The 21660-nt window shown below is 48.1% G+C and carries 17 protein-coding genes; 5 read left to right on the forward strand and 12 right to left on the reverse strand.

The features are described 5' to 3' along the window. Window positions 1-78: 78 nt before the first annotated feature. The 3 genes from IEY09_RS06120 to IEY09_RS06130 form a co-directional block, all read right to left on the reverse strand. Window positions 79-1047, reverse strand: coding sequence for a hypothetical protein (locus IEY09_RS06120; RefSeq protein ID WP_172589298.1), 969 nt, complete (start codon window positions 1045-1047; stop codon window positions 79-81). A gap of 43 nt (window positions 1048-1090) precedes the next feature. Beyond that, window positions 1091-1990 (reverse strand): 3'-5' exonuclease, encoded by a 900-nt coding sequence (locus IEY09_RS06125; protein ID WP_188870265.1) that lies wholly within the window; start codon window positions 1988-1990, stop codon window positions 1091-1093. Between the two features lie 104 nt (window positions 1991-2094). Next, window positions 2095-3021, reverse strand: coding sequence for a DUF808 domain-containing protein (locus tag IEY09_RS06130; RefSeq protein ID WP_188870267.1), 927 nt, complete (start codon window positions 3019-3021; stop codon window positions 2095-2097). A 256-nt stretch (window positions 3022-3277) separates the two neighbouring features. Here IEY09_RS06130 and rpiA point away from each other — a divergent pair, with 256 nt between their 5' ends. Continuing rightward, window positions 3278-3937: a ribose-5-phosphate isomerase RpiA gene (gene rpiA, locus IEY09_RS06135; RefSeq protein ID WP_188870269.1), complete on the forward strand. Its 660-nt coding sequence runs from the start codon at window positions 3278-3280 to the stop codon at window positions 3935-3937. 92 nt (window positions 3938-4029) lie between these two features. Here rpiA and IEY09_RS06140 read toward each other — a convergent pair whose 3' ends face one another. Together IEY09_RS06140 and IEY09_RS06145 are read right to left on the reverse strand one after the other, a co-directional pair. Next, window positions 4030-5220: a class I SAM-dependent rRNA methyltransferase gene (locus IEY09_RS06140; protein ID WP_188870271.1), complete on the reverse strand. Its 1191-nt coding sequence runs from the start codon at window positions 5218-5220 to the stop codon at window positions 4030-4032. Between the two features lie 271 nt (window positions 5221-5491). Beyond that, window positions 5492-6625, reverse strand: a complete 1134-nt coding sequence (locus tag IEY09_RS06145) for an endonuclease/exonuclease/phosphatase family protein (protein WP_037415114.1) — start codon at window positions 6623-6625, stop codon at window positions 5492-5494. A 614-nt stretch (window positions 6626-7239) separates the two neighbouring features. Here IEY09_RS06145 and IEY09_RS06150 point away from each other — a divergent pair. The 4 genes from IEY09_RS06150 (at window position 7240) to IEY09_RS06165 (ending at window position 11804) form a co-directional block, all read left to right on the forward strand. After that, a complete protein-coding gene (locus IEY09_RS06150) occupies window positions 7240-7920 on the forward strand; it encodes a hypothetical protein (RefSeq protein WP_188870273.1) in 681 nt (226 codons plus the stop codon). Between the two features lie 22 nt (window positions 7921-7942). Then, the gene (mgtE, locus tag IEY09_RS06155; RefSeq protein ID WP_188870275.1) at window positions 7943-9316 is read left to right on the forward strand and encodes a magnesium transporter; all 1374 of its coding nucleotides are present in this window, start codon (window positions 7943-7945) and stop codon (window positions 9314-9316) included. Between the two features lie 326 nt (window positions 9317-9642). After that, entirely contained in the window at window positions 9643-10731 is a 1089-nt protein-coding gene (locus IEY09_RS06160; RefSeq protein WP_188870276.1) for a methyl-accepting chemotaxis protein, read from the forward strand. 305 nt (window positions 10732-11036) lie between these two features. Continuing rightward, the gene (locus IEY09_RS06165; protein ID WP_188870279.1) at window positions 11037-11804 is read left to right on the forward strand and encodes a substrate-binding periplasmic protein; all 768 of its coding nucleotides are present in this window, start codon (window positions 11037-11039) and stop codon (window positions 11802-11804) included. Between the two features lie 71 nt (window positions 11805-11875). Here the strand turns inward: IEY09_RS06165 and carB are convergent, their stop codons facing one another. The 7 genes from carB to IEY09_RS06200 form a co-directional block, all read right to left on the reverse strand. After that, window positions 11876-15100, reverse strand: a complete 3225-nt coding sequence (gene carB, locus IEY09_RS06170; RefSeq protein ID WP_188870281.1) for a carbamoyl-phosphate synthase large subunit — start codon at window positions 15098-15100, stop codon at window positions 11876-11878. Window positions 15101-15127: 27 nt separating this feature from the next. Further along, window positions 15128-16303: a glutamine-hydrolyzing carbamoyl-phosphate synthase small subunit gene (gene carA / locus IEY09_RS06175; RefSeq protein ID WP_139122587.1), complete on the reverse strand. Its 1176-nt coding sequence runs from the start codon at window positions 16301-16303 to the stop codon at window positions 15128-15130. 168 nt (window positions 16304-16471) lie between these two features. Beyond that, complete coding sequence (dapB, locus tag IEY09_RS06180; RefSeq protein ID WP_037415093.1) at window positions 16472-17284, reverse strand: 4-hydroxy-tetrahydrodipicolinate reductase; 813 nt, start codon at window positions 17282-17284, stop codon at window positions 16472-16474. A gap of 70 nt (window positions 17285-17354) precedes the next feature. After that, a complete protein-coding gene (gene bamJ / locus IEY09_RS06185) occupies window positions 17355-17972 on the reverse strand; it encodes a BamJ family beta-barrel-assembly machinery protein (protein WP_037415090.1) in 618 nt (205 codons plus the stop codon). 192 nt (window positions 17973-18164) lie between these two features. Then, window positions 18165-18974 carry a M48 family metallopeptidase gene (locus IEY09_RS06190; RefSeq protein WP_188870283.1) on the reverse strand — a complete coding sequence of 270 codons (810 nt, stop codon included), beginning with the start codon at window positions 18972-18974 and terminating at the stop codon, window positions 18165-18167. 134 nt (window positions 18975-19108) lie between these two features. Beyond that, a complete protein-coding gene (locus tag IEY09_RS06195; RefSeq protein ID WP_188870284.1) occupies window positions 19109-19702 on the reverse strand; it encodes a GNAT family N-acetyltransferase in 594 nt (197 codons plus the stop codon). Window positions 19703-19824: 122 nt separating this feature from the next. Then, entirely contained in the window at window positions 19825-21165 is a 1341-nt protein-coding gene (locus IEY09_RS06200; protein WP_188870286.1) for a DEAD/DEAH box helicase, read from the reverse strand. Between the last annotated feature and the right edge of the window lie 495 nt (window positions 21166-21660).

The following is a 21660-nucleotide window of genomic DNA, read 5'->3' on the forward strand; positions in this document are numbered from 1 at the left end:
AGTCGTGAAAACGCCTTAAAGGATAAATTTAAGCGCTGTGCGTACCAAGCACTCACTAATTAATCCCATCGCTGAAAGTTAATCATCAAGGGTTGAGATAAAAATTCGCCGCAAATCATTGTCCCAAAGCTGGATAATCTTGCGGGTCTTATCCTTATTCCAAAAACACTTGCCAAACAGGATAAGCCCTGCGCCCTCTAAATCTCGTTTATCTTCGATATTAAAGCGCTTAAACAGTTTGGTTTTGACCGCCTCGATTGGAATGCCTATGTCTTTACTGTCGGCAGGATTGAGCCAAGATAACGTCGGGTCGCTATGGGAGATAGTGCCCCAGTACATATGGGGTTTATTATCCGTCGGATCCGCATCGGCAAAATTCACAAACAAATTCTTCGCCCGCCAGCGGTACTTACGCTCATCATCGGTGTAAACCCAAAGATCCGAAGTCGCCAGATCGGAGCCTCGCAGCAGGCTATGGAGTAACTTTTCTAGCCCTTGGCTCGGAGTACGCTTTGCCGTGATGGCTATTTCTGGCTTATCGGCCGCTACCTGATAGTCAGCTTTTGGCTCCTGTACTGACTCTAATTGCTCGGTATCATTTTCAATTTCACTTTTGGCTACAACCTCTTGCTCTTGGGGAGCATTGATTTTGTGCGCTGAGTTAGATGGTCTCTTATTACTGGGATTAAGCGAAAAATCGATGACCAAAGCATCGGCGTCGAGCAATTGTTGCTGCACTTCGAGGGCATCTTGTTCTTCACGGGACTTTTGCGCCGACGGATTAAATTCGATGCAATCTAACTCATGATAACGGGAGCCAAAACAGGCGGCCTTTCCATCCTTAGATGCTTTACGAAAATAGGCTTTGCCGTAGCAGGCGGGGCAATATAAATGCTGGCGCAAACGCTCAATCTCAGCCTCGGGTAACTGCTGAAACTTGAACACACTGTAGGTGACGCCAGCCTGAGCATGAGGATTGAGTCGTAATGGTGACGAAGCCTGCTCTGCAGCAGCCTCGGTTGTGAGTACACAAATCGCATCCAACATCTCTTGCTCCCTAATCCTTATCTTCGCGACCTTATCTCAAGTCTTAAGCTGGAAGAAAATAGCTCGCGAGTCGTGCTGCTAAACTCGGCGGCAATAAGGGTTTATTAGCGACTGTCGTTTTGCCATAAAAACCTTGCAGCTTGTCGATTAACTGCCAAAAACATTGGTTCGCTGCCAATGCATCGAGGGCGGCGTACTGAACTTGCGCTTGAGATAAAGGCACCTGTTGCCAATTCGAGAGAGTCATTTTTTTAGGTTTATCGATGCGTTTATGCAGTAATGCCGCCACCAATTGCCGCGTGCCCATCTCCTTCCCAGCCCCGAGCTGCGCCATCGCCCAATTCAAATCGAGTCGAGGGGAGACCTGAATATCCCAATCCCGTTTCAGTGCTTGGCCATCGCCCCTTAATCCAATCCCCACTTTGAGGATCTGCTCATTTTCGAGCAAAGGTTTAAGCTCGGCGAGCCTCTCACCCAATACCGCCTGTTGAAATAAATAACAGGTATCGGAGGTCGCCAATTGCACTAAGCTCAAGGGATGTTGAACACCCGGCTCAAAGCTTGCCCGCGTTTCGGTATCAAACCCCAGCACGGATTCACTGCTAAGTTGTTGTAAGGCGGCGGTAAGCGTATCGGGCGTGACTAATTCCACCCGTATTTCAACACGCATGTCGTCCCGCATATCCACCAGCGACAGTGGCGCAAGGTTTGCCAGCTCGGCATCTGTTAAGCGCGTGGTTAAGGCAAGCTTTTGTTGAAACCATGCAAACTTGAGTTGCGAATCGCCTGCCGATAAATCCCCCGCTTGGAGCTCGGTTAACTCCGCCAGATAGTTGCTGCCCGCCGCATCCATCGCCGCCAGCAGTTTGTCGGTATGTTCGCCTAATTCCTCACGCAGCCAAGCCAACTTATTGGGGGAAAGGCAATAACGCATTAATTGCATAATTCGTCCTTGAGCGCTGAAATAATCGCGGCGAGCACCTTTGCACTCGCACAGCTCGGATTAGCTGACGCTATAATCGCCAGCAATAAAAGGATGAAAACGGATCAGCTACGCAGCTTTTGGAATCCGGTCATCACCAATACCGCTAGGGCGCCCGCCGCAATACCAAAGAGCGCATTAAGCACACTCGGCGTCAGTAAACCAAGCATGGGGCCGACTAGGGCAAAGGTTTCCACAAATTGCTCGGCATGGTGAATTTGCTCGCCGACCCAATGTAAACCATGAGTCAGAATGCCGCCCCCCACCATAAACATGGCGGCGGTCCCGATAATGGTTAGGCTCTTCATCAACACGGGCGCCGCGCTGAGTAAGCCAAACCCCAACTTACGATTAAAGCGAGTGAAGCCCGACTCGCCCTGACGCTGGCTAAGATAAAGGCCCGCATCGTCCATTTTGACAATGGCTGCCACCAAACCATAAACGCCTATGGTCATCACGATACCAATAATGGCGAGGGTAAAAAATTGCGTTGAGAGCGACTTATCCGCAACTATGCCTAAGGTGATGGCGATAATCTCAGCCGAGAGAACAAAGTCGGTGCGGATAGCACCCTTCACTTTTTCCTTTTCATAGGCCGCAAGATCGCTTATCTCGGGTATGTCAGATTCGGCCTGCTCCGCGTGTTTGTCTTTGCGGTGGCTATAGCTGTGGTGTAATTTCTCAAAGCCTTCAAAACATAAAAACAAGCCGCCGAACATCAATAAGGGGGTCACCGCCCAAGGAATAAAGGCGCTGATCAACATGGCTGCAGGCACTAAAATCAATTTATTGCGAAACGAGCCTAAGGCGACCGCCCAGACCACAGGTAATTCGCGGTCGGCACTCACGCCCGTGACTTGCTGGGCGTTTAAGGCCAAATCGTCCCCTAACACCCCAGCGGTTTTCTTGGCCGCGACCTTACTCATCACTGCCACGTCATCCAAAATGGATGCAATATCGTCGAGTAAGGTTAATAAACTTGCCCCTGCCATACACACTCCCTTAAACCAATGTTTTATTTTGCCGATTCTGCTTTGGTAATAGTAACTTAGTTAGATTAAGCCCGCATAGAGCATTGTCTCTATCCAGATGTACTTTATCTTAAAGCACTTCCCTTTATACACAGATTAAATCAGTGCGGGCTGTAAGCAAGATCACAGCCATAGTGCAATAGCACCACACTATTTGGCGGAAAAGAGTATACTAAGCCCAGAATTTTTTACTCATTTGCCATTACAGGATGTCAACATGACTCAAGATGAAATGAAAAAAGCCGCAGGCTGGGCTGCACTCAAATACGTTGAGAAGGACAGCATTGTAGGTGTGGGCACAGGCTCAACCGTTAACCACTTTATCGATGCTTTGGCGACCATGAAGGCCGATATTGAAGGTGCGGTATCAAGCTCAGAAGCCTCTACCCAAAAGATGAAAGCCCTTGGCATCCCAGTTTATGACTTAAACAGCGTCGATAAATTATCCGTGTATGTTGATGGTGCCGATGAAATTAACGGCCATATGGACATGATCAAAGGCGGCGGCGCGGCATTAACCCGCGAGAAAATCGTTGCGGCTGTGGCTGAAAAGTTTATCTGTATCGTGGATAACACTAAACAAGTGGATATTTTGGGTGAATTCCCGCTGCCCGTTGAAGTGATCCCAATGGCGCGCTCTTACGTGGCCCGTGAACTCGTCAAACTCGGCGGCGACCCAGTGTACCGTGAAGGCGTTGTGACTGATAACGGCAACGTGATCCTCGACGTTTACAACCTTAAGATCATCAATCCTAAGGAATTAGAAGAGAAGATCAACGCCATCGTCGGCGTAGTGACCAACGGTCTATTCGCAAAACGCGGCGCCGATGTGTTACTGGTTGGCACCCCTGAAGGCGTGAAAACCTTTACCGCTTAAGGCAAGGTGAGTAGAAAGACTCCCATGCGAGAAACAAAAATGCCGCTGCAACTGCACCGGCATTTTTTTATAACGTTGACACAATCAAACGATTACCACACTCGAGCCACTAAGCCCTTAAGGTAAAATCCTTCGGGAAAGGCACTACCAATCGGATGATCACTCGCTTGGCTTAAACGTTCAATAAATTGGATCTCACGTTTGGCATCCAGTGCCGCATCGGCAACGATTTTTTGGAACAGATCCGCAGGCATTAATCCCGAGCAAGAGAAGGTCAACAGCACCCCGCCCGGATTTAATAATTGCAGCGCAATCATATTGATATCTTTATAGCCGCGACAAGCGCCATTGAGCTGCGACTTATTGTCGGCAAACTTTGGCGGGTCGAGTACGATTACATCGAAGGTTTTCCCCTCATCACGGTACTGGCGTAACAGCTTAAACACATCGGCTTCGTTGTAATGCACATTATCATCACTTAAGCCATTGACTCGCATGTTCAAACGCGCAGTATCGAGGGCAAGTGATGATACATCGACGTTCTCAATGCTGGCCGCGCCCGCCTTAGCAGCATAGAGGCCAAAGGTGCCGGTGTAGCAAAAACAGTTCAGTACCGATTTGCCCTTCACAAAACGGGCGGCGATGGCGCGGTTATCGCGCTGGTCGAGGTAGAAACCCGTTTTATGACCCTTAATCACATCAACGGCGATTTTGATACCGTTTTCTTCAATAATGACGGGCATTTCAGGCAGCGTGCCATGGAGTAAACCCATGGTAGAGGCCAAGCCTTCTTTCTTACGGGAATCGACGTCTGAGCGCTCATAAATCGCGCAATCTGGGTACAGCTCGGCGAGCACATCGACAATAGTGTCACGCCATACATCGGCGCCCATGCTCAGCAATTGGCACACCAATACATTGGCATATTTATCAATAGTGATACCGGGTAAGCCGTCGGACTCGGCGGCAATTAAGCGGTAGCCGGTTAAGCCTTGCTCACGAATAAGATCATCGCGTCCCGCTTTGGCACGCAGAATACGACGCTTAAAAAACTCACGGTCAATTTCTTCTTCGCGATCGAATGTCCAAACCCGCACTTGGATTTGAGACTCAGGAGACCAGGCACCACGGCCCAACCAATGGCCATCGTGGGCAACCACATCGACTGTCTGCCCCGGTTCAGGCTTACCTTTAACGTTGTGGATCCCGTTGGAAAAGACCCAAGGATGACGACGCTCAAGGGACTTTTCGCGACCGGGTTTAAGTTTGATTCTGATAGCCATAGTACCGCCTTTGATAATTGTACCGCCTGTGTGTTGTACCACCGTAATCAATAGTACCGCTCGAACACTAGGCGCCGCCCTCTAAAAATGGAAGCGGATAATATACCTAATAGGGTTCAAGTGCGAGCCATCTGTCCAAAACATCAGCTCTCCATTCCCATGGTCTGCGATCATACTCCAGTTTCGCGGGTAAAACCCTGGGCCGAGGGCGTGTTAACGCTTCAAGATGAGATGTTGTTCTTGATGGCATCCTCGACAGTTATTTTACTTGCTAACGCCGCAGCGCCAATTCCACCCATACCGGTGCATGGTCGGTACTGTAAGCATCGCGCTCATATTCGGGCCTGACTAAGTGTCTATCGCAGGTTTGATAATCCACCACCTGAGCCAAACTGCGACTATCACTGGCATCAAACTCATTGGAAAGCAAAATATAATCGAGTACCGAACCTTTAGGGCCGTAGTAATGGGTTGCAGCTCGATGCTCCCGAGAATGGACTAGGTTATCGGGCATATTCGCCGCAATAAATAACTCGTAAGCATCTTGCAGTCGATATTGGGCAAACACAGCCGAACGTGCAGTATCAGACAAATGCCCAAGTCCCGCGGCCTTAATATCATTGCTGTGAAGATGCTCGCCTTGGAGCGTTAATGCATCCAACGCCCCCATGGACAAACTATCGTTAAAATCACCCATCAGGATCACCGGATATCTTATGCTTTGCCGCCGCGCGAGAATAGCATGGAACAACAATGCCGCCTCTGCGCCCCGCTGCATGGTCGATGCCCAGCGACCTAGGGCTTGCTCAGTTAATAACTTAGTCTCAGAGTGCAACGCAAGCGTGGGCGGCGCACTTAAGGTTAAGCCTAAGGGATGTGGCTCTAACGCAAGTCCCGGGCGCTTAGATTTAAAATGCACCACATAGCAATCACAAGCGCCAATTTGCGGTATATCCACCGTCGCCCGCAGCACTTTACGACTAAAGGTAAATTGGCTCGATAACCCCATCGCTGCCACTAAATGTGCATCGGGTTCAATCGCATGCACCTCAAGGATAGGAAAGCGCGACGCTAGCGCAACCACAGGGCTTTGATAAATGTAATCACTGACCAAAGTGGCGCTATCAACTATGGCAAAATGTGTTAACCCTTGCTGCGCCGCAAGTTGTTTTAATGGCTCAGGGCTAAACACTTCCTGAAACCCGACAATATCCGGATGATATTGGTTTAAAAGCTCGCCAAACCACTGACACTTCTTTTGCCATTGGCCATGGCTATAGATATTTTCAAAATCGTAAAAGGCTAAAGGTGGTTCAATAAAATTAAATAGATTGATAGTCGCAATACGAATATTCGAGTAGCAGTTTTCAGCCGAAATGGACTGCTGTTGGGAAGCAAATGTCACAGGTGATTCCTCTTTAGCCAAACCGTTGTGCTAATTAAACTCGGTTTTTAACTGATTGCGATAAATCGATTTTATCATTAAATACATCCATTAACTGGCGCAGAACAACAGCAATTAATAAATATCAAATCTTATAAAAATACAATCCGATACCCTAAGGCAACCTGCCAAACACAAAAATGCAACACAGCAAAAACCTAAAACAAAAATTAACTCAAGAATAAAAGCAAAATTGAAACATAAACATAGGTAATAGCCTATTGGGTTGACTTTCATTGTCAGCGGTTTAGAATCTAGCCGATTTTACCATTAGGAGACCCACTGTGGGCACACACATAAGCGACAGTAGATGCCCTGTCCAAAAGACAGGATTTAACGCCTAGCACTAGCCCGCAATATTTTGCTGCTACCTGCTAAGCAGGGTAGTAGCGTGACACATCTCACCCCACTCCCGTACATTCAATTTCAGACCTTAATATTAGCCAGTCATGCTAGCGTTAGCGCTCGCCTATTGGTTTTTTCCGGCATTGAGCCGGAGAATAAGTGCTGCCTATTGAATACATCTTCACGCCTATTTTGCCCCAGTTGGCTCCCCACACTCAGGGAGTTAAACCATGGCGTACACAAACAAGCCATTCACCTTTGCTTTTCAGTCTTGGGCATTTTTTGGGCTATGTATTAGCGTCGCAACACATGCCTCTCAACTCGATGTGGATGATCCCAGCATCGCCGAACACTGCGAGTTACAGCTAGGTTGGCAACAGCCGAGATCCGATCATAGCGCAAAACAGATAAATGGCAGTGGCACCTGCAACCCAGGTCAATGGGAATGGCACTTAGGCATTGAACAACAAAGCAATAATGCTATCAATGAGCAGCAAACCGAGCTGGGGTTCAAATTGCCATTAAATGCAGACTATGCCCCTTGGCAAAGTGCGCTGGCTGTTAATTTGCAAAAAAATCATCAAGGCAGCCACCCTCTAACAACGCAAATTGTGGGGATTTTGGGATATGACTTGCCAGCTCAGAATTTACGCCTCTATAGCAACCTAGGTATCGATCAGTATGGCGCTCAATCGCCCCAGCTTATTGCAGGAGTTGCTATCGCCTTCGAATACGACACTGAGCAGCAATGGATAGCCGAATTTTATCGCCATGAGTCCCATGAACGAGCCTACAAACTCGCATATCAATATTTACTTAAAAGACAGTTACAACTTCAACTAAGCCTAGGCAACAGCCTAAAAGGAAACACACAACAGCTGGGCGCTGACTTTACCTTTTTCTTTAATTAATAGATCGTTGGGAGAATGAACTATGAACATGAACAACAACCAAAAAAATACTAAGCAAATCGTCGTAGCTATCCAAAATATTTTAGAGCAGCGCGATACAGCAGGCATTACGGCTTTAGCGAAAGAGCGTCACCCCGCAGATATTGCCGCTGTAGTTGGTAGCTTTACTCAGCTACAGCAATTACGGTTTTTGCAACTTGCGCCCGCCAAAATTGCGGCGGATTTATTTCGTTATTTACGTGATGAATTACAAACAGAATTAGTGCAGCAGTTAGATAAAACCACGCTGTCATCGCTGTTGTTCACTATGGCAGCGGACGAGCGCGCCGATCTTTATAACCTGCTCGAACCTGAACAACAAAAACGATTATTGCCCGTGTTAGCGCAGGCTAAACGGGAAGATCTGCGCACCTTGGCCGCCTACGATAAAACCAAGGTCGGTGCGGCGATGACATCGGATTATACCTTGCTCAATAGTCGACATACCGCCGCACAAGCGATTGATATGCTGCGCACGGAAACCGCCGATAAAGAGACGATTTATCAAGCCTATGTGGTCGATATGTTAGGCCGTTTAATTGGAACGGTATCACTTAGACAATTACTTTTAGCGCAGCCAGAAGAGCGAGTGGTCGACTTTATGAAACCCAACCCCATCGCCTTAGATGCCAACGCCCTTTGCCAAGAGGCAGTACAGATGATCGCCCATTACGATTTGTTGGCTCTCCCCATCATCAATGGCAAGGGACAGTTAGTCGGTATTGTCACCTATGACGATGCGATGGACATTGCCAGTTCACAGGTTGATCTTGAATTTACTAAAACTGCGGCCATCGGCAATATTGATCACAATTTAAAGACCGCCAGCATAGGCTTGCTCTATCGTAAACGAGTCGTTTGGTTGGTCATTTTGGTGTTTGGTAATATTTTCTCTGGCGCTGGCATCGCCTTTTTTGAAGATACCATTGCCAGTTATGTTTCTTTGGTGTTCTTTCTTCCACTGCTCATCGATAGCGGCGGTAATGCGGGTTCGCAATCAGCCACCTTAATGGTGCGAGCCTTAGCCACTGGCGAAGTGATACTCAAGGATTGGCTCTCATTGCTGGGGCGTGAATTAGGGGTAGCAGGATTACTCGGTGCCAGCATGGCCTTGGCAGTATCACTACTTGGGTTTTGGCGTGGTGGTCCTGAGATTGCTCTAGTTGTCGCGCTGACCATGCAGATCGTAGTGATCATTGGCAGCCTGATTGGCATGTCACTGCCCTTTTTACTCAGCAAGTTAAAAATGGATCCGGCTTCAGCCAGCGCGCCACTTATCACCTCAATCGCCGATATCATTGGTGTGCTCGTTTACTTTAGTATTGCTACAATGATTTTAGATTTACCTGTGGCTTAAAAGAGTTACAACGCTTTTGCTGCCATGCCGATGAAAGGCAGACCAAAGCGTTAACACTCAAACTAGCAAGCTCAATTAAGGTTGAATCGCAATTTGTAGAAATACAGTACGAGATATTCACTTGTTATCCAAAATGGACTTGGGCAATTTATTTGCTCAAGTTCATAAATTCATTGTTATTCAATAAAAAAGTAAGATTATGGCATTGATATACGTTAATATTTTCTTACCACACTTTCCTACTTACCCTAATACCGCAGGGATTGCACCTTAGACGTTATTAATTCAGTGGCCATAACAATATCAATAAAAGTTTAGAGGTTTTTATGTGGTTTAATTCAAGACTCAAAGCAGAAAACGAAGCGCTGAAGCAAAAGCTCATTGATCAACAAGATAGATACGAAGTTGAAATCGAAGAGCTAAAAAATATGGCCCGCGAAAATGAAGCCATGCAACAACAGTCCCGCCAAAATACCGATCATTATAGTGCAGTGATTGCCTGCCAAAATCAGGGCGGCGAGATGTTAAATGCAGTGAGAGATGGCCTTGCCAGCAGTGCAGAGCTACTCACTGAAGAAAAAGAAGCACTGTCCGAATTAGATAAGATTTTTGATCAAACGCGGGTAGCCATTATTAATTTAGGTAATAGAGCAACCTATATTAATGAACAAGCCACCAGTAGCATGACTGCTGTAACCGAGCTCGATAGTACCACTTCTTCTATTAACCAGTTTGTTGCCGCCATTCAAGGGATCTCTGAGCAAACCAACCTACTCGCCCTCAACGCAGCAATTGAAGCCGCCCGAGCGGGCGAAGCTGGACGAGGTTTTGCGGTTGTTGCCGATGAAGTCAGACAATTAGCCAGTAAAGCTCACGAAGCAAGCAGCCAAATTGAAAAACTAGTAAAACAGATTGTCACACAAGCCTCTAATATTAAAGAGATTGTCCATAATAACCAAAACAGCGCTCTTGATGTTGCCTCATCTTCAACACAAATAGGGCAAGTCGTTGAAGATGTGCTGCAACGCTCTAATAAAATGCAGCAGGTAATTCATAATGCCGCGACAGCCTCATTCTTAAATACCACTAAACTCGACCACGCCGTTTGGAAGAGTAATGTGTATCAACTTATTGAAAGGAATCAGCACAGCCATGGTGTGAACTCCCATACTGAATGCCGTTTAGGCCAATGGTATTTTAAAGGCTTTGGTGCTGAAAATTATCAACATTTGAGTAACTTTAAGGCCTTGGATGCTCCCCACAAAGCGGTACACGATGCAGGTAAAGCAGCACTCGCGGCAAGGCAACAGGGCAATTTACCCGAAATGGTTAGGCAACTACGTTTAATGGAAGACTCAAGTATGCGGGTCGTCAATTGTCTCGATAATCTACTACGTGATGTTTATCGCCAGTAACGGCAACATATTCCCATGAATAGCGCGCTTTTTAAGTGACCTATTCATGGGCCATCAATTAGCAACCTCACTCATCTAAAGCTCACTAAAACTGATATAGCGCATCGGCAGCCTCCTTTGCACAACAAGGAGGCAACTCTCTCTTGCCTCCATTACCAATATGATTTATCAATAATTTTCTAACCCAAGAGTACAGATCACAAAATAACCCTAAAGTGGCTTGCGAGCTTAAGAGTTGTCATCTTTAATTCAATATGAGCACGCCGTGAGACTCGCATATAACATTCTAATTCCTAGGGTTATTAATGACATTTTTTACCCATTTAGTGCGCGTTATGCTTCTCTGCGTTATCCCGCACACAGCTCAGGCCACACTCAATATTTATACAGAAGAATGGGCTCCGATTAGCTTTTCGGTTGATGGCCAACCCGATGGATTAGCTGTACAAGTCGTGCAAGAAATCCAAAAACGTATCGATAACCAAGATCCTATCAAGATTGTGCCCTGGGCTCGTGGCTGGAAAATTATCACCGAACAACCCAACACGGTGTTATTCACAATGACACGTACCGCAGAGCGGGAGCGTATGTTTAGTTTGATAGGTCCTGTCGCGGTTGGCACAACAAACTTTTATGCCCTAAAAAGTAGCAAGCTTAACATTGACTCAATTGAGGGTGCTAAGCAGGCAAAAGCGATTGGGGTGTATCGTTCCTCAGTCGAAGAAAAATTATTAATGGATCATGGGTTTACAAATCTCGCGCCCTCATCGACACCACTACTAAGCGCAAAGCAGTTAATGAAGCAGCGAATCGATCTATGGTGCAACGCTAATCTCACGGCGCCAAGTATTCTTGCAGAAGCCGGAGCCAGTATTGATGATGTAAAATCCCTCTACACCATCAGCGCGAATCATCTCTATATTGCGTTTTCTCAAGGCACACCAACGGAGGAAGTTGATAAATGGAAAGAGGCACTAGTCAGCATCAAGGCCGATGGCACCTTTGCACAAATTTATCACCGCTGGCTGCCCAATGATGCGCCGCCAATGGAAACCGAGCGTATCGGTTTATAAACCTTTTACCCCTTAAAAACAAAGGCCGGATAACAACGTTATCCGGCCTTTTGATTGCAGAGGCTTATGGCTTATTTAGCCAATACGCGCTGATGCAGCTCTTGCACTGACGTCACGTTAGTGCGGTCGTCCGCAGCGTGTGCCATGCAAGTGGCGAATGCCGCGTTCATGGTCGTGGTGTAGTTCACTTTGTAACGCAGTGCACCGCGACGTAATTGACGCGAGTCTTCAATCGCTTGACGGCCTTCGGTGGTGTTCACAATGTAGGTGTACTCACCGTTCTTGATGCGGTCAAGAATGTGTGGACGGCCTTCGTGTACCTTGTTCACTAAGCGTGGGTTGATACCCGCTTCACCTAGGATAACCGCTGTACCGTGGGTGGCATCGATTTGATAACCCAGCTCAATCAACTTAGCGGCTAAGTCGGCAACACGTTTCTTATCGCTGTTACGCACAGACAAGAGTGCACGACCAGACTTAGGCACTTCAGAAGTCGCACCTAACTGCGCCTTAGCATAGGCTTCGGCGAAGGTATCGCCCACGCCCATTACCTCACCCGTTGAGCGCATTTCTGGGCCTAACAGTGGGTCAACGCCAGGGAACTTGTTAAATGGCAGTACCACTTCTTTCACAGAGTAGAAAGGTGGGATGACTTCTTGAGTGAAGTTTTGCGCTTTTAAGCTTTGACCTGCCATCACACGGGCGGCAATCTTCGCTAACGGCACACCAGTGGCTTTCGACACAAATGGCACGGTACGCGCTGCACGTGGGTTAACTTCAATCATGTAGATTTCGTTATTCTTCACGGCAAACTGCACGTTCATCAGACCGACAACACCCAGCTCCATCGCCAACTTGCCGACTTGTACGCGCATGCGATCTTGGATTTCTTGGCTTAGGGTGTAAGGAGGCAGCGAACAACCTGAGTCACCTGAGTGAACACCCGCCTGCTCGATATGCTCCATAATCGCGCCGATAACTACGGTTTCACCGTCACATACTGCGTCGATATCCACTTCGATAGCATCGTCTAGGAAGTGGTCTAGCAGTACTGGTGAAGCGTTAGATACGCTTACCGCTTCGTTGAAGTAGCGCAGTAAATCCTGTTGGTCGTAAACGATTTCCATCGCGCGGCCGCCCAGTACGTAGGATGGACGCACCACTAACGGATAACCGATACGCTCGGCGGCAATCACAGCACCTTCAACCGTAGTGACGGTATCGTTTTCAGGCTGCTTCATTTCCAGGCGTTGAATCGCTTGCTGGAAACGCTCACGGTCTTCTGCACGGTCAATCGCATCTGGGCTAGTACCGATAATCGGCACACCCGCTGCCTCAAGGGCGCGAGCAAGTTTCAACGGTGTTTGGCCACCGTACTGCACGATAACGCCCTTTGGCTTCTCGATACGGACGATTTCTAACACATCTTCTAGGGTAACAGGCTCGAAGTACAGACGATCTGAAGTGTCGTAGTCGGTAGAAACGGTTTCAGGGTTACAGTTCACCATGATGGTTTCATAACCGTCTTCACGCAATGCTAATGCCGCGTGCACACAGCAGTAATCGAATTCAATACCTTGACCGATACGGTTTGGACCACCACCTAACACCATGATTTTGTCACGGTTAGATGGATTCGCTTCACACTCTTCCTCATAGGTTGAGTACATGTAAGCGGTGTCGGTGGCAAATTCAGCCGCGCAGGTATCCACACGCTTGTAGACGGGGTGAATGTCGAAACGGTCACGTAGTTTACGCACTTCAGTCTCGTTTACGCCAAGGACCGCCGCCAGACGCGCATCGGCAAAGCCTTTACGCTTAAGCTTACGCAGCAGTTCTTCGTTAAGACCGGCTAAACCGCCTTCGGCCACTTGGCCTTCCAGCTTAATCAGCTCTTCAATCTGGACTAAGAACCATGAGTCGATGTTGGTTAAACGGAAGATTTCATCCAAGGTTAAACCCGCACGCATAGCGTCGGCAATGTACCAAATACGGTCACAGCCTGGCTCTTTCAGCTCGAGGCGGATACGGGCTAACGCATCAGGCTTAGACATGTCAGTAATCGGGTCTAAACCGTGACGGCTTACTTCTAAACCGCGCAGGGCTTTTTGTAGTGACTCTTGGAAAGTACGGCCAATCGCCATCACTTCACCCACTGACTTCATCTGCGTGGTTAAGCGATCATTTGAGCCGGCAAACTTTTCAAAGTTAAAGCGAGGGACTTTAGTCACAACGTAATCGATTGCAGGTTCAAACGAGGCTGGCGTGCGACCACCAGTAATGTCGTTCATCAGCTCATCGAGGGTGAAACCCACCGCTAACTTGGCGGCGATTTTCGCAATCGGGAAGCCCGTTGCTTTAGATGCCAGTGCCGATGAACGCGATACCCGTGGGTTCATCTCGATGATAACCATACGGCCATCTTTCGGGTTGATACCAAACTGTACGTTCGAACCACCGGTTTCAACACCAATCTCACGTAGTACGGCCATAGAGGCGTTACGCATCAGTTGGTATTCTTTGTCAGTCAGGGTTTGTGCGGGTGCTACGGTAATAGAGTCACCGGTGTGCACGCCCATTGGGTCGAAGTTTTCGATAGAACAGACGATGATGCAGTTGTCGTTACGGTCACGAACCACTTCCATCTCGTATTCTTTCCAACCGATTAAGCTCTCGTCGATGAGTAGCTCTTTGGTTGGCGATAAATCTAAGCCTTGAGAACAGATTTCTTCGAACTCTTCCTTGTTATAGGCGATACCACCGCCCGAGCCACCCATAGTGAACGATGGGCGGATAATACAAGGGAAACCCACTTGCTCAAGCACGCCATAGGCTTCTTCCATACTGTGGGCGATGCCCGCACGTGGACATTCTAAGCCAATGCTCTTCATGGCTTTGTCAAAGCGGCTACGGTCTTCTGCTTTATCAATCGCGTCGGCGGTCGCACCGATCATTTCAACGTTAAATTCAGCCAGTACCCCTTTAGCCTCAAGCTCAAGCGCGCAGTTCAGCGCGGTTTGACCGCCCATGGTAGGCAGAATCGCATCTGGGCGTTCTTTGGCGATAATGTTACGTACCACTTCCCATTGGATTGGCTCGATGTAAGTGGCATCGGCCATTTCAGGGTCGGTCATAATGGTGGCAGGGTTAGAGTTCACCAGAATGACGCGGTAACCTTCTTCACGCAGGGCTTTACAGGCTTGAGCGCCTGAATAGTCAAATTCACACGCCTGACCAATCACAATTGGGCCTGCACCTAGGATAAGAATACTCTTTATATCTGTACGTTTTGGCATTGCTTCTCTCTTCTCCTAGCTTGCGTATTACTTAGCGTTCTGACTTTTCGTTACAAGACGATAGTGTTCAATAAGCTCGATAAAGTGATCGAACAGTGGGGCCGCATCGTTAGGACCTGGGCTCGCTTCAGGGTGACCTTGGAAGCTGAACGCAGGTTTGTCCGTCAGATGGATACCTTGCAATGAACCATCGAACAGTGACTTGTGGGTCACTTTGATATTGGCTGGTAATGTGGCTTCATCGGCAGCAAAACCGTGGTTTTGGCTGGTGATCATCACGTTACCTTTTTCGATATTGCTCACTGGGTGGTTAGCACCGTGGTGACCAAACTTCATCTTTAAGGTTTTCGCGCCTGATGCCAATGCCAGTAATTGGTGGCCTAAACAGATACCGAAAATCGGCGTATCGGTTTTCAGGATTTGTTGAATCGCTTCAATCGCGTAGTCGCATGGCTCTGGGTCACCGGGACCATTAGAGAGGAACACACCGTCTGGGTTCATCGCTAACACGTCAGCAGCGGGTGTTTTTGCAGGAACAACCGTCACATCACAGCCACGGTCAACCAACATACGCAGGATGTTTTGCTTAACGCCGTAGTCGTAGGCAACCACTTTGTATTTAAGCGCTTCTGCTGGAGTATCTTCAGGCAAACCACCCACTAAACGCCAGCTACCTTTACGCCATTGGTAGGCTTTGTCAGTAGTGACTTCTTTCGCTAAATCCATGCCCTTTAAACCAGGGAAGGCTTTAGCAGCTGCAAGCGCTTTGGCTTCATCCAAGTCAGCACCCGCCATGATGCAACCCGCTTGGGCACCTTTTTCACGGAGGATTCGAGTTAATTTACGAGTATCGATATCTGCGATGCCAACAACATTGTTTGCTTTGAGATAATCGCTAAGGGTTTGTTGATTACGGAAACTACTTGCTATGAGCGGAAGATCGCGAATGATTAAACCACAAGCATGAACCCCATTGGATTCGACATCTTCATTATTGGTACCAGTATTACCAATGTGGGGGTAGGTTAAAGTTACTATCTGGCGTGAATAAGAGGGATCAGTTAAAATTTCTTGGTATCCCGTCATCGAAGTGTTAAAAACAACTTCACCAACTGAGAGACCATCGGCACCTATTGCTGTGCCAGTGAATACGGTTCCATCTTCGAGTACGAGTAAGGCAGACTTTGTCAACGCGACCTCCATAAAGAGCCAAGCCACTGAAATATAATGTTTTTATGTTATGTTAAGATACCAATTTCCGCTGATTTACGAAATTTTGACAAATTCCAGCGAGTTTACAGGATAAACTCAAACTCGTCTATACATTGGTATCTGAGTGCAAAAAAAAACGCCAAATGGCGTTTTTTAATTTTAATGTAAACCTAATACCTGCTGCATATCATACAGACCCGGTTTCTGCTCCACCAACCAATGAGCGGCACGCATAGCGCCGTTGGCAAAGGTCATACGACTCGAGGCTTTATGGGTGATCTCTAAACGCTCACCGATATCGGCAAACATGGCGGTATGCTCACCGACTAAATCACCCGCGCGCACAGTCGCAAAACCGATGGTTTCACGGTCACGCTCGCCAGTGATCCCTTCGCGGCCATAGACGGCGCATTTTTCAAGATCACGACCTAAGGTCTTGGCAATCACTTCACCCATTTTTAGTGCCGTGCCAGATGGCGCGTCTTTCTTATATCTGTGGTGACCTTCGATAATCTCGATATCAGTGTAATCGCCCATGACCTCAGCGGCCAACTCAAGCAATTTCCACATCAGATTGACACCCACAGACATATTCGGCGCCATCACCACCGGCGTTTGCTCGGCAAAGGCATTGATTTGTTCTTTTTGAGCATGATTGAAACCAGTTGTGCCGATCACCATGGCTTTCTTATGGCGTACGCACCAATCTAAATGGACAATACTGGCCTCTGGCGCAGTAAAATCAATCAGCACATCAAAGTCATCGGTCGCATAGTCGAGCGAATCCATGATAATGACATTTAACTTACCCACACCGACAAGCTCGCCCGCATCCACGCCAATTAAGCTTGAACCTGAACGCTCAATCGCCGCGCCTAAGCGAATGTGCTCTTGATGATAAGCCGATTCAATAAGAGTCCGTCCCATGCGTCCACCCGCACCGACAATTGCAACTCTCACTTGTCCACTCATTTCAATCTCCTCAATCTTTTTTGTCTTCCATACAAAAACGCCTAAGACTGGCTTAGGCGTTTCAATCACATTAGACGATGTCTAATAACTCGACTTCAAACACTAAGGTTGAGTATGGAGGAATAGAAGCACCCGCACCACGCTCACCGTAAGCTAAGTGATGTGGAACGAATAATTTTAACTTAGTGCCTACTGGCATCAGTTGCAGTGCTTCAGTCCAGCCAGCGATAACGCCAGATACTGGGAATTCAGCAGGTTGACCACGAACAACAGAGCTGTCGAACACGTCACCATTGATGAAAGAACCATGGTAGTGAGTACGAACAGTATCTTCGTAGGTTGGTTTTGCACCGCTACCTTGAACTAATACTTCGTATTGCAGACCAGAGTCAGTCACGATCACGCCTGCACGTTTAGCGTTTTCCACTAAAAACGCTTCACCTTCAGCAGAAGCCGCAGCAGCTGCTTGCTCTTGAGCCGCTTGAATACGACGGCTGATCTCAGTGAATGCAACTTGCATATCTTGCATAGATACAGCGCTTTCAACGCCAGCAAACGCATCGGCTAAGCCTGCTTGAACGGCAGCAATATCTACACCGTCAAAAGAATTGGCAGCCAGTTGCTCGCCCATTTGACGACCAACACCATAGCTTGCTTGCTGTTCAACAGTACTGAATTTATCAGACATAATTAACGACTCTCAATGTTCAATGGAATTTTGCGCGCCAGTTTACCATAGTTCCACGCCCTATGCTGATAAACTGACTGCTTATTTAACTTTGGCGGCGATTTTACGTAACCGATGCGTATTTATCCAGCAATAGCGCCTAATTGTGGCAAGATAAGGCCTGCATCTAAACGATCGCCACGCTCTGAATGACTATTTAGGCAACACGCATTGGTTTTTGATACTCGCCTTTGCGCTCTGATACAAAGGCTGCATTTGCCCCTGTAATTGCTCGAGTTGGGCGATGCGATTGCTGTTGGATGGATGCGTTGATAACAGCTCTGGCCCTTGGCTACCACCCGCTTTCGACATATTGTGCCACAGCACCACACTCTGGGCGGGGTCGAACCCTGCACGTGCCATCAGCTCCAGCCCCATCACATCCGCCTCACTCTCCTGAGCGCGGCCAAAGGGTAAAATCACCCCGACCTGCGCGCCCAGTCCTAAAGCCGACATATATAAGTCACGGTTTGAAACGCCGCTCGCGCCAAGGGCGGCATCGGCGATTTGCATCCCCATCCCCGTCATCTGCGCCCGTGAGACCTGCTCATTACCATGCTGGGCTAATACGTGGGCCACTTCATGGCCTAAGACGGTCGCGAGTTGATCCGGCGTGCTCGCGACTTTTAATAATCCGGTATACACGCCAATGTGTCCGCCAGGCAGCGCAAAGGCGTTAACTTGCTCGGAGTTGAATAACACGACATCCCACTTCTGGCTTTGATCGGGCAACACAGCAGTCACCCGATTCGCCACACAATTTACGTACTGGGTGAGTTTTTTATTGCTGCTAATCTTTTGCTGCTTTTTCATTTCTTCAAAAGAAGCATCCCCCATTTGCTGCATTTGCGATGCCGAATACAGCAAGGTTTGGCCACGCCCCGTAGGCGATTTAGTGGTCGCGCAGCCCGATAATCCTAACGTGAGTCCAACCGCCACTAAGGCGAGTGTTATTGATTTCATAGGGAACTCCTTAATCCGAACGAGGCTGAAGCTAGCAGACTCAACTAATCATGATTAAGATTTTACTGAGATAGCAAGCAGAAGCCAAACGAGATTCAGAATCTTGTCTGGTAGCACGAGTGAGCCTAGCGCCATTAACGTGCAATATAGTCTTCCCTTAACATGGCATAGAGATACTCATCGCCCCATGCGCCCTTAAAGAAGATGTTTTTGACATAATGGGCTTCGCGCCGAAAGCCGAGTTTTTCGAGTAATCTACAGCAGGCAAGATTGTCTACATCGGTTATTGCAATAACACGATGCTTATCTAATTCCACAAAGAGATAACCCAGCAATGCGCTGACGGCCTCAAACGCAACCTGCTGGCCTTGATACTCAGGCGCAATCGTAAAGCCGATTTCCATTTGCTGCTCATCGATAAAATGCAGCGCCAAATCGCCCACTAAGGTGGCAGGCGTCACAAGCGATGCCGTAGTGACAATCGCCAATTGAAACCAAGTGTCTGCCGCGCCAAATTGTGCGTAATCCATGTTCTCGAATAACGCGACAGCATCGCTATAAGAGTAATCCGTCCAGCTTTGATATTTGGCGATCTTAGGCTTGGCTCGATAAGCGGCAAAAGCTTCAAGATCCGCTCGCTGAAATGGCCGAAGCGTAAAACGTTGGGTGGCTAAACCGTGAGTTACCATATGGTGAAGTGCGTTACCTATCGCCAATGTCGACGCCATGCCTGATCCTGTAAATGTAGTAATCCACGTTCCGAGATTAACTATATAGTTCACCCAGCTGAAACAGGTAAACAGTTACCAATAAGTGCTAGCTGTTTAGGGGAATCAGCGCAGCCTCACTCTCAACGCTTACCTTTAAATGCCTTGACGCTGTGCTTACTAATACTGCGACGATTCGCCTGTTTATCCCGAGGTGGGCGCTTAGGCGCAACGTTATGCTCAGCACCATCCTCTCTGGATCTTTCGCTCTGTTTATCGGTCACCGGAAAGTCCGCCAATGATGCTAACGGTAACTCACGCGCCGTCAAGTTGCGGATCGCGGTTAAGCTTGGCATCTCACCATGGCACACCAAAGAGATAGCGAGCCCTTTGGCGCCCGCCCTTGCGGTGCGGCCAATACGGTGCACATATACAGGCGCACTGGTGGGTAAATCTAAATTGATCATCACTGGTAAGGCATCAACATGAATCCCTCGGGCCATTAAATCCGTCGCCACCACCACTTGAATACGATTGGCTTTAAAGTCGGCCAAGGTTTGGCTGCGCACGGTTTGATCTTTTTCACCGTGCAGCGCAGCAGCATTTATCCCCGCCTTAACGAGTCGTTTCGCTATCGCATCGGCATCATCGCGGGCACTGATAAACACTAGCACTTGCGGCCATTGATATTGTTTGAGTAACGCAATCAAAGCCTGCGCCTTACTGCCCTTATTGACTAAATACAGTCGCTCTTCGATTTCGGCGGCGACAGCATTGCGTGTACTGGCCTCAACCCGCAGGGGATCATTGCTCAGCAATTTACCCGCCAAGGAATCCAACGCCTCTGGCAAGGTGGCTGAAAACAGTAAGGTTTGCTTACGCTTAGGCATCATTGCCATCAGCTTTTGCACATCGGGCCAAAATCCCATTTCCAGTAAGCGGTCGGCTTCGTCTAGCACTAGATATTTTATCGAGTCGAGACTGATATAGGACTGCGTGCATAAATCCAATAAGCGCCCAGGGGTTGCCACCACAAACTGCGGATTAGCGGCAAGTTCGGCTAATTGCTCTTCCTGCGCGATACCGCCACAGAGGAGCTGAATATTCAAAGAAGACGATAACTTACTCGCCAGCGCGTGCAGCGCTTCGCTCACCTGCTGCGCTAACTCACGCGTTGGCACCAACACTAATGCCAGTGGATTAGCCGCAGGCACGGATTTAGCCATCGTTTGCTCAGCAATTTGTTGCCAGAGGATTTGCAGCAAAGGTAAACCGAAAGCCAAGGTCTTACCGCTACCGGTTTTCGACAGCGCTAACGCATCCCGCCCCGCAAGAATCGCAGGAATCGCTAATTGCTGTACCCGTGTCGGATACTTGAGCGCGGCAGGCAATACCGAACATAACGCCGCATTGACGCCAAGCTCGGCAAAGGTAAACGACTCAGGGGAAGACTCTGTGGAAGGAGAAGGCTTAGGAATGGTCATCGCAACACCGATAAAAACATGGGAGCGAAAGTTTACGCAGAGTTGGCTGCTAATACCAATGTTGTTTCGGCTTTGACTAAAGCCTTGGGATAGTTGTTTTCATTATTTGCATTCGTGCAATGGTTTGCTCTCTTTCGGCTGAGAATAATTCAATGTCCAAGCTTCGTTTGGATTTTCAAATCAAAATCAAAGTCAAAGTCGTGGGGCTTCACCCCACACCCGACCAAGGAGGACTGCTCGTCCTATCCTCCTTGGATGCTCCAAGACGCCCCTAGCGAAGTTACATGCATTAGAGACTGGCCTTGGTCTTATGGATAAATTGCTATCGCTTCCGAAGGATGCGTCCCTGCACCTGCGAAAGCTAGCCGGTCATATATGGACCCATCCGGTTTGCAAGACATTCGATAACGATTTTGAGAAGAGTTCATTGCACCCATATATCCGGCCTGTTATTGAGGGATCCCTCTGGCCCTGATGGATATCTGCTTCTACAGT

Origin of the sequence: Shewanella xiamenensis, from assembly GCF_014647135.1 — a bacterium.
GTDB lineage: Bacteria > Pseudomonadota > Gammaproteobacteria > Enterobacterales > Shewanellaceae > Shewanella > Shewanella xiamenensis.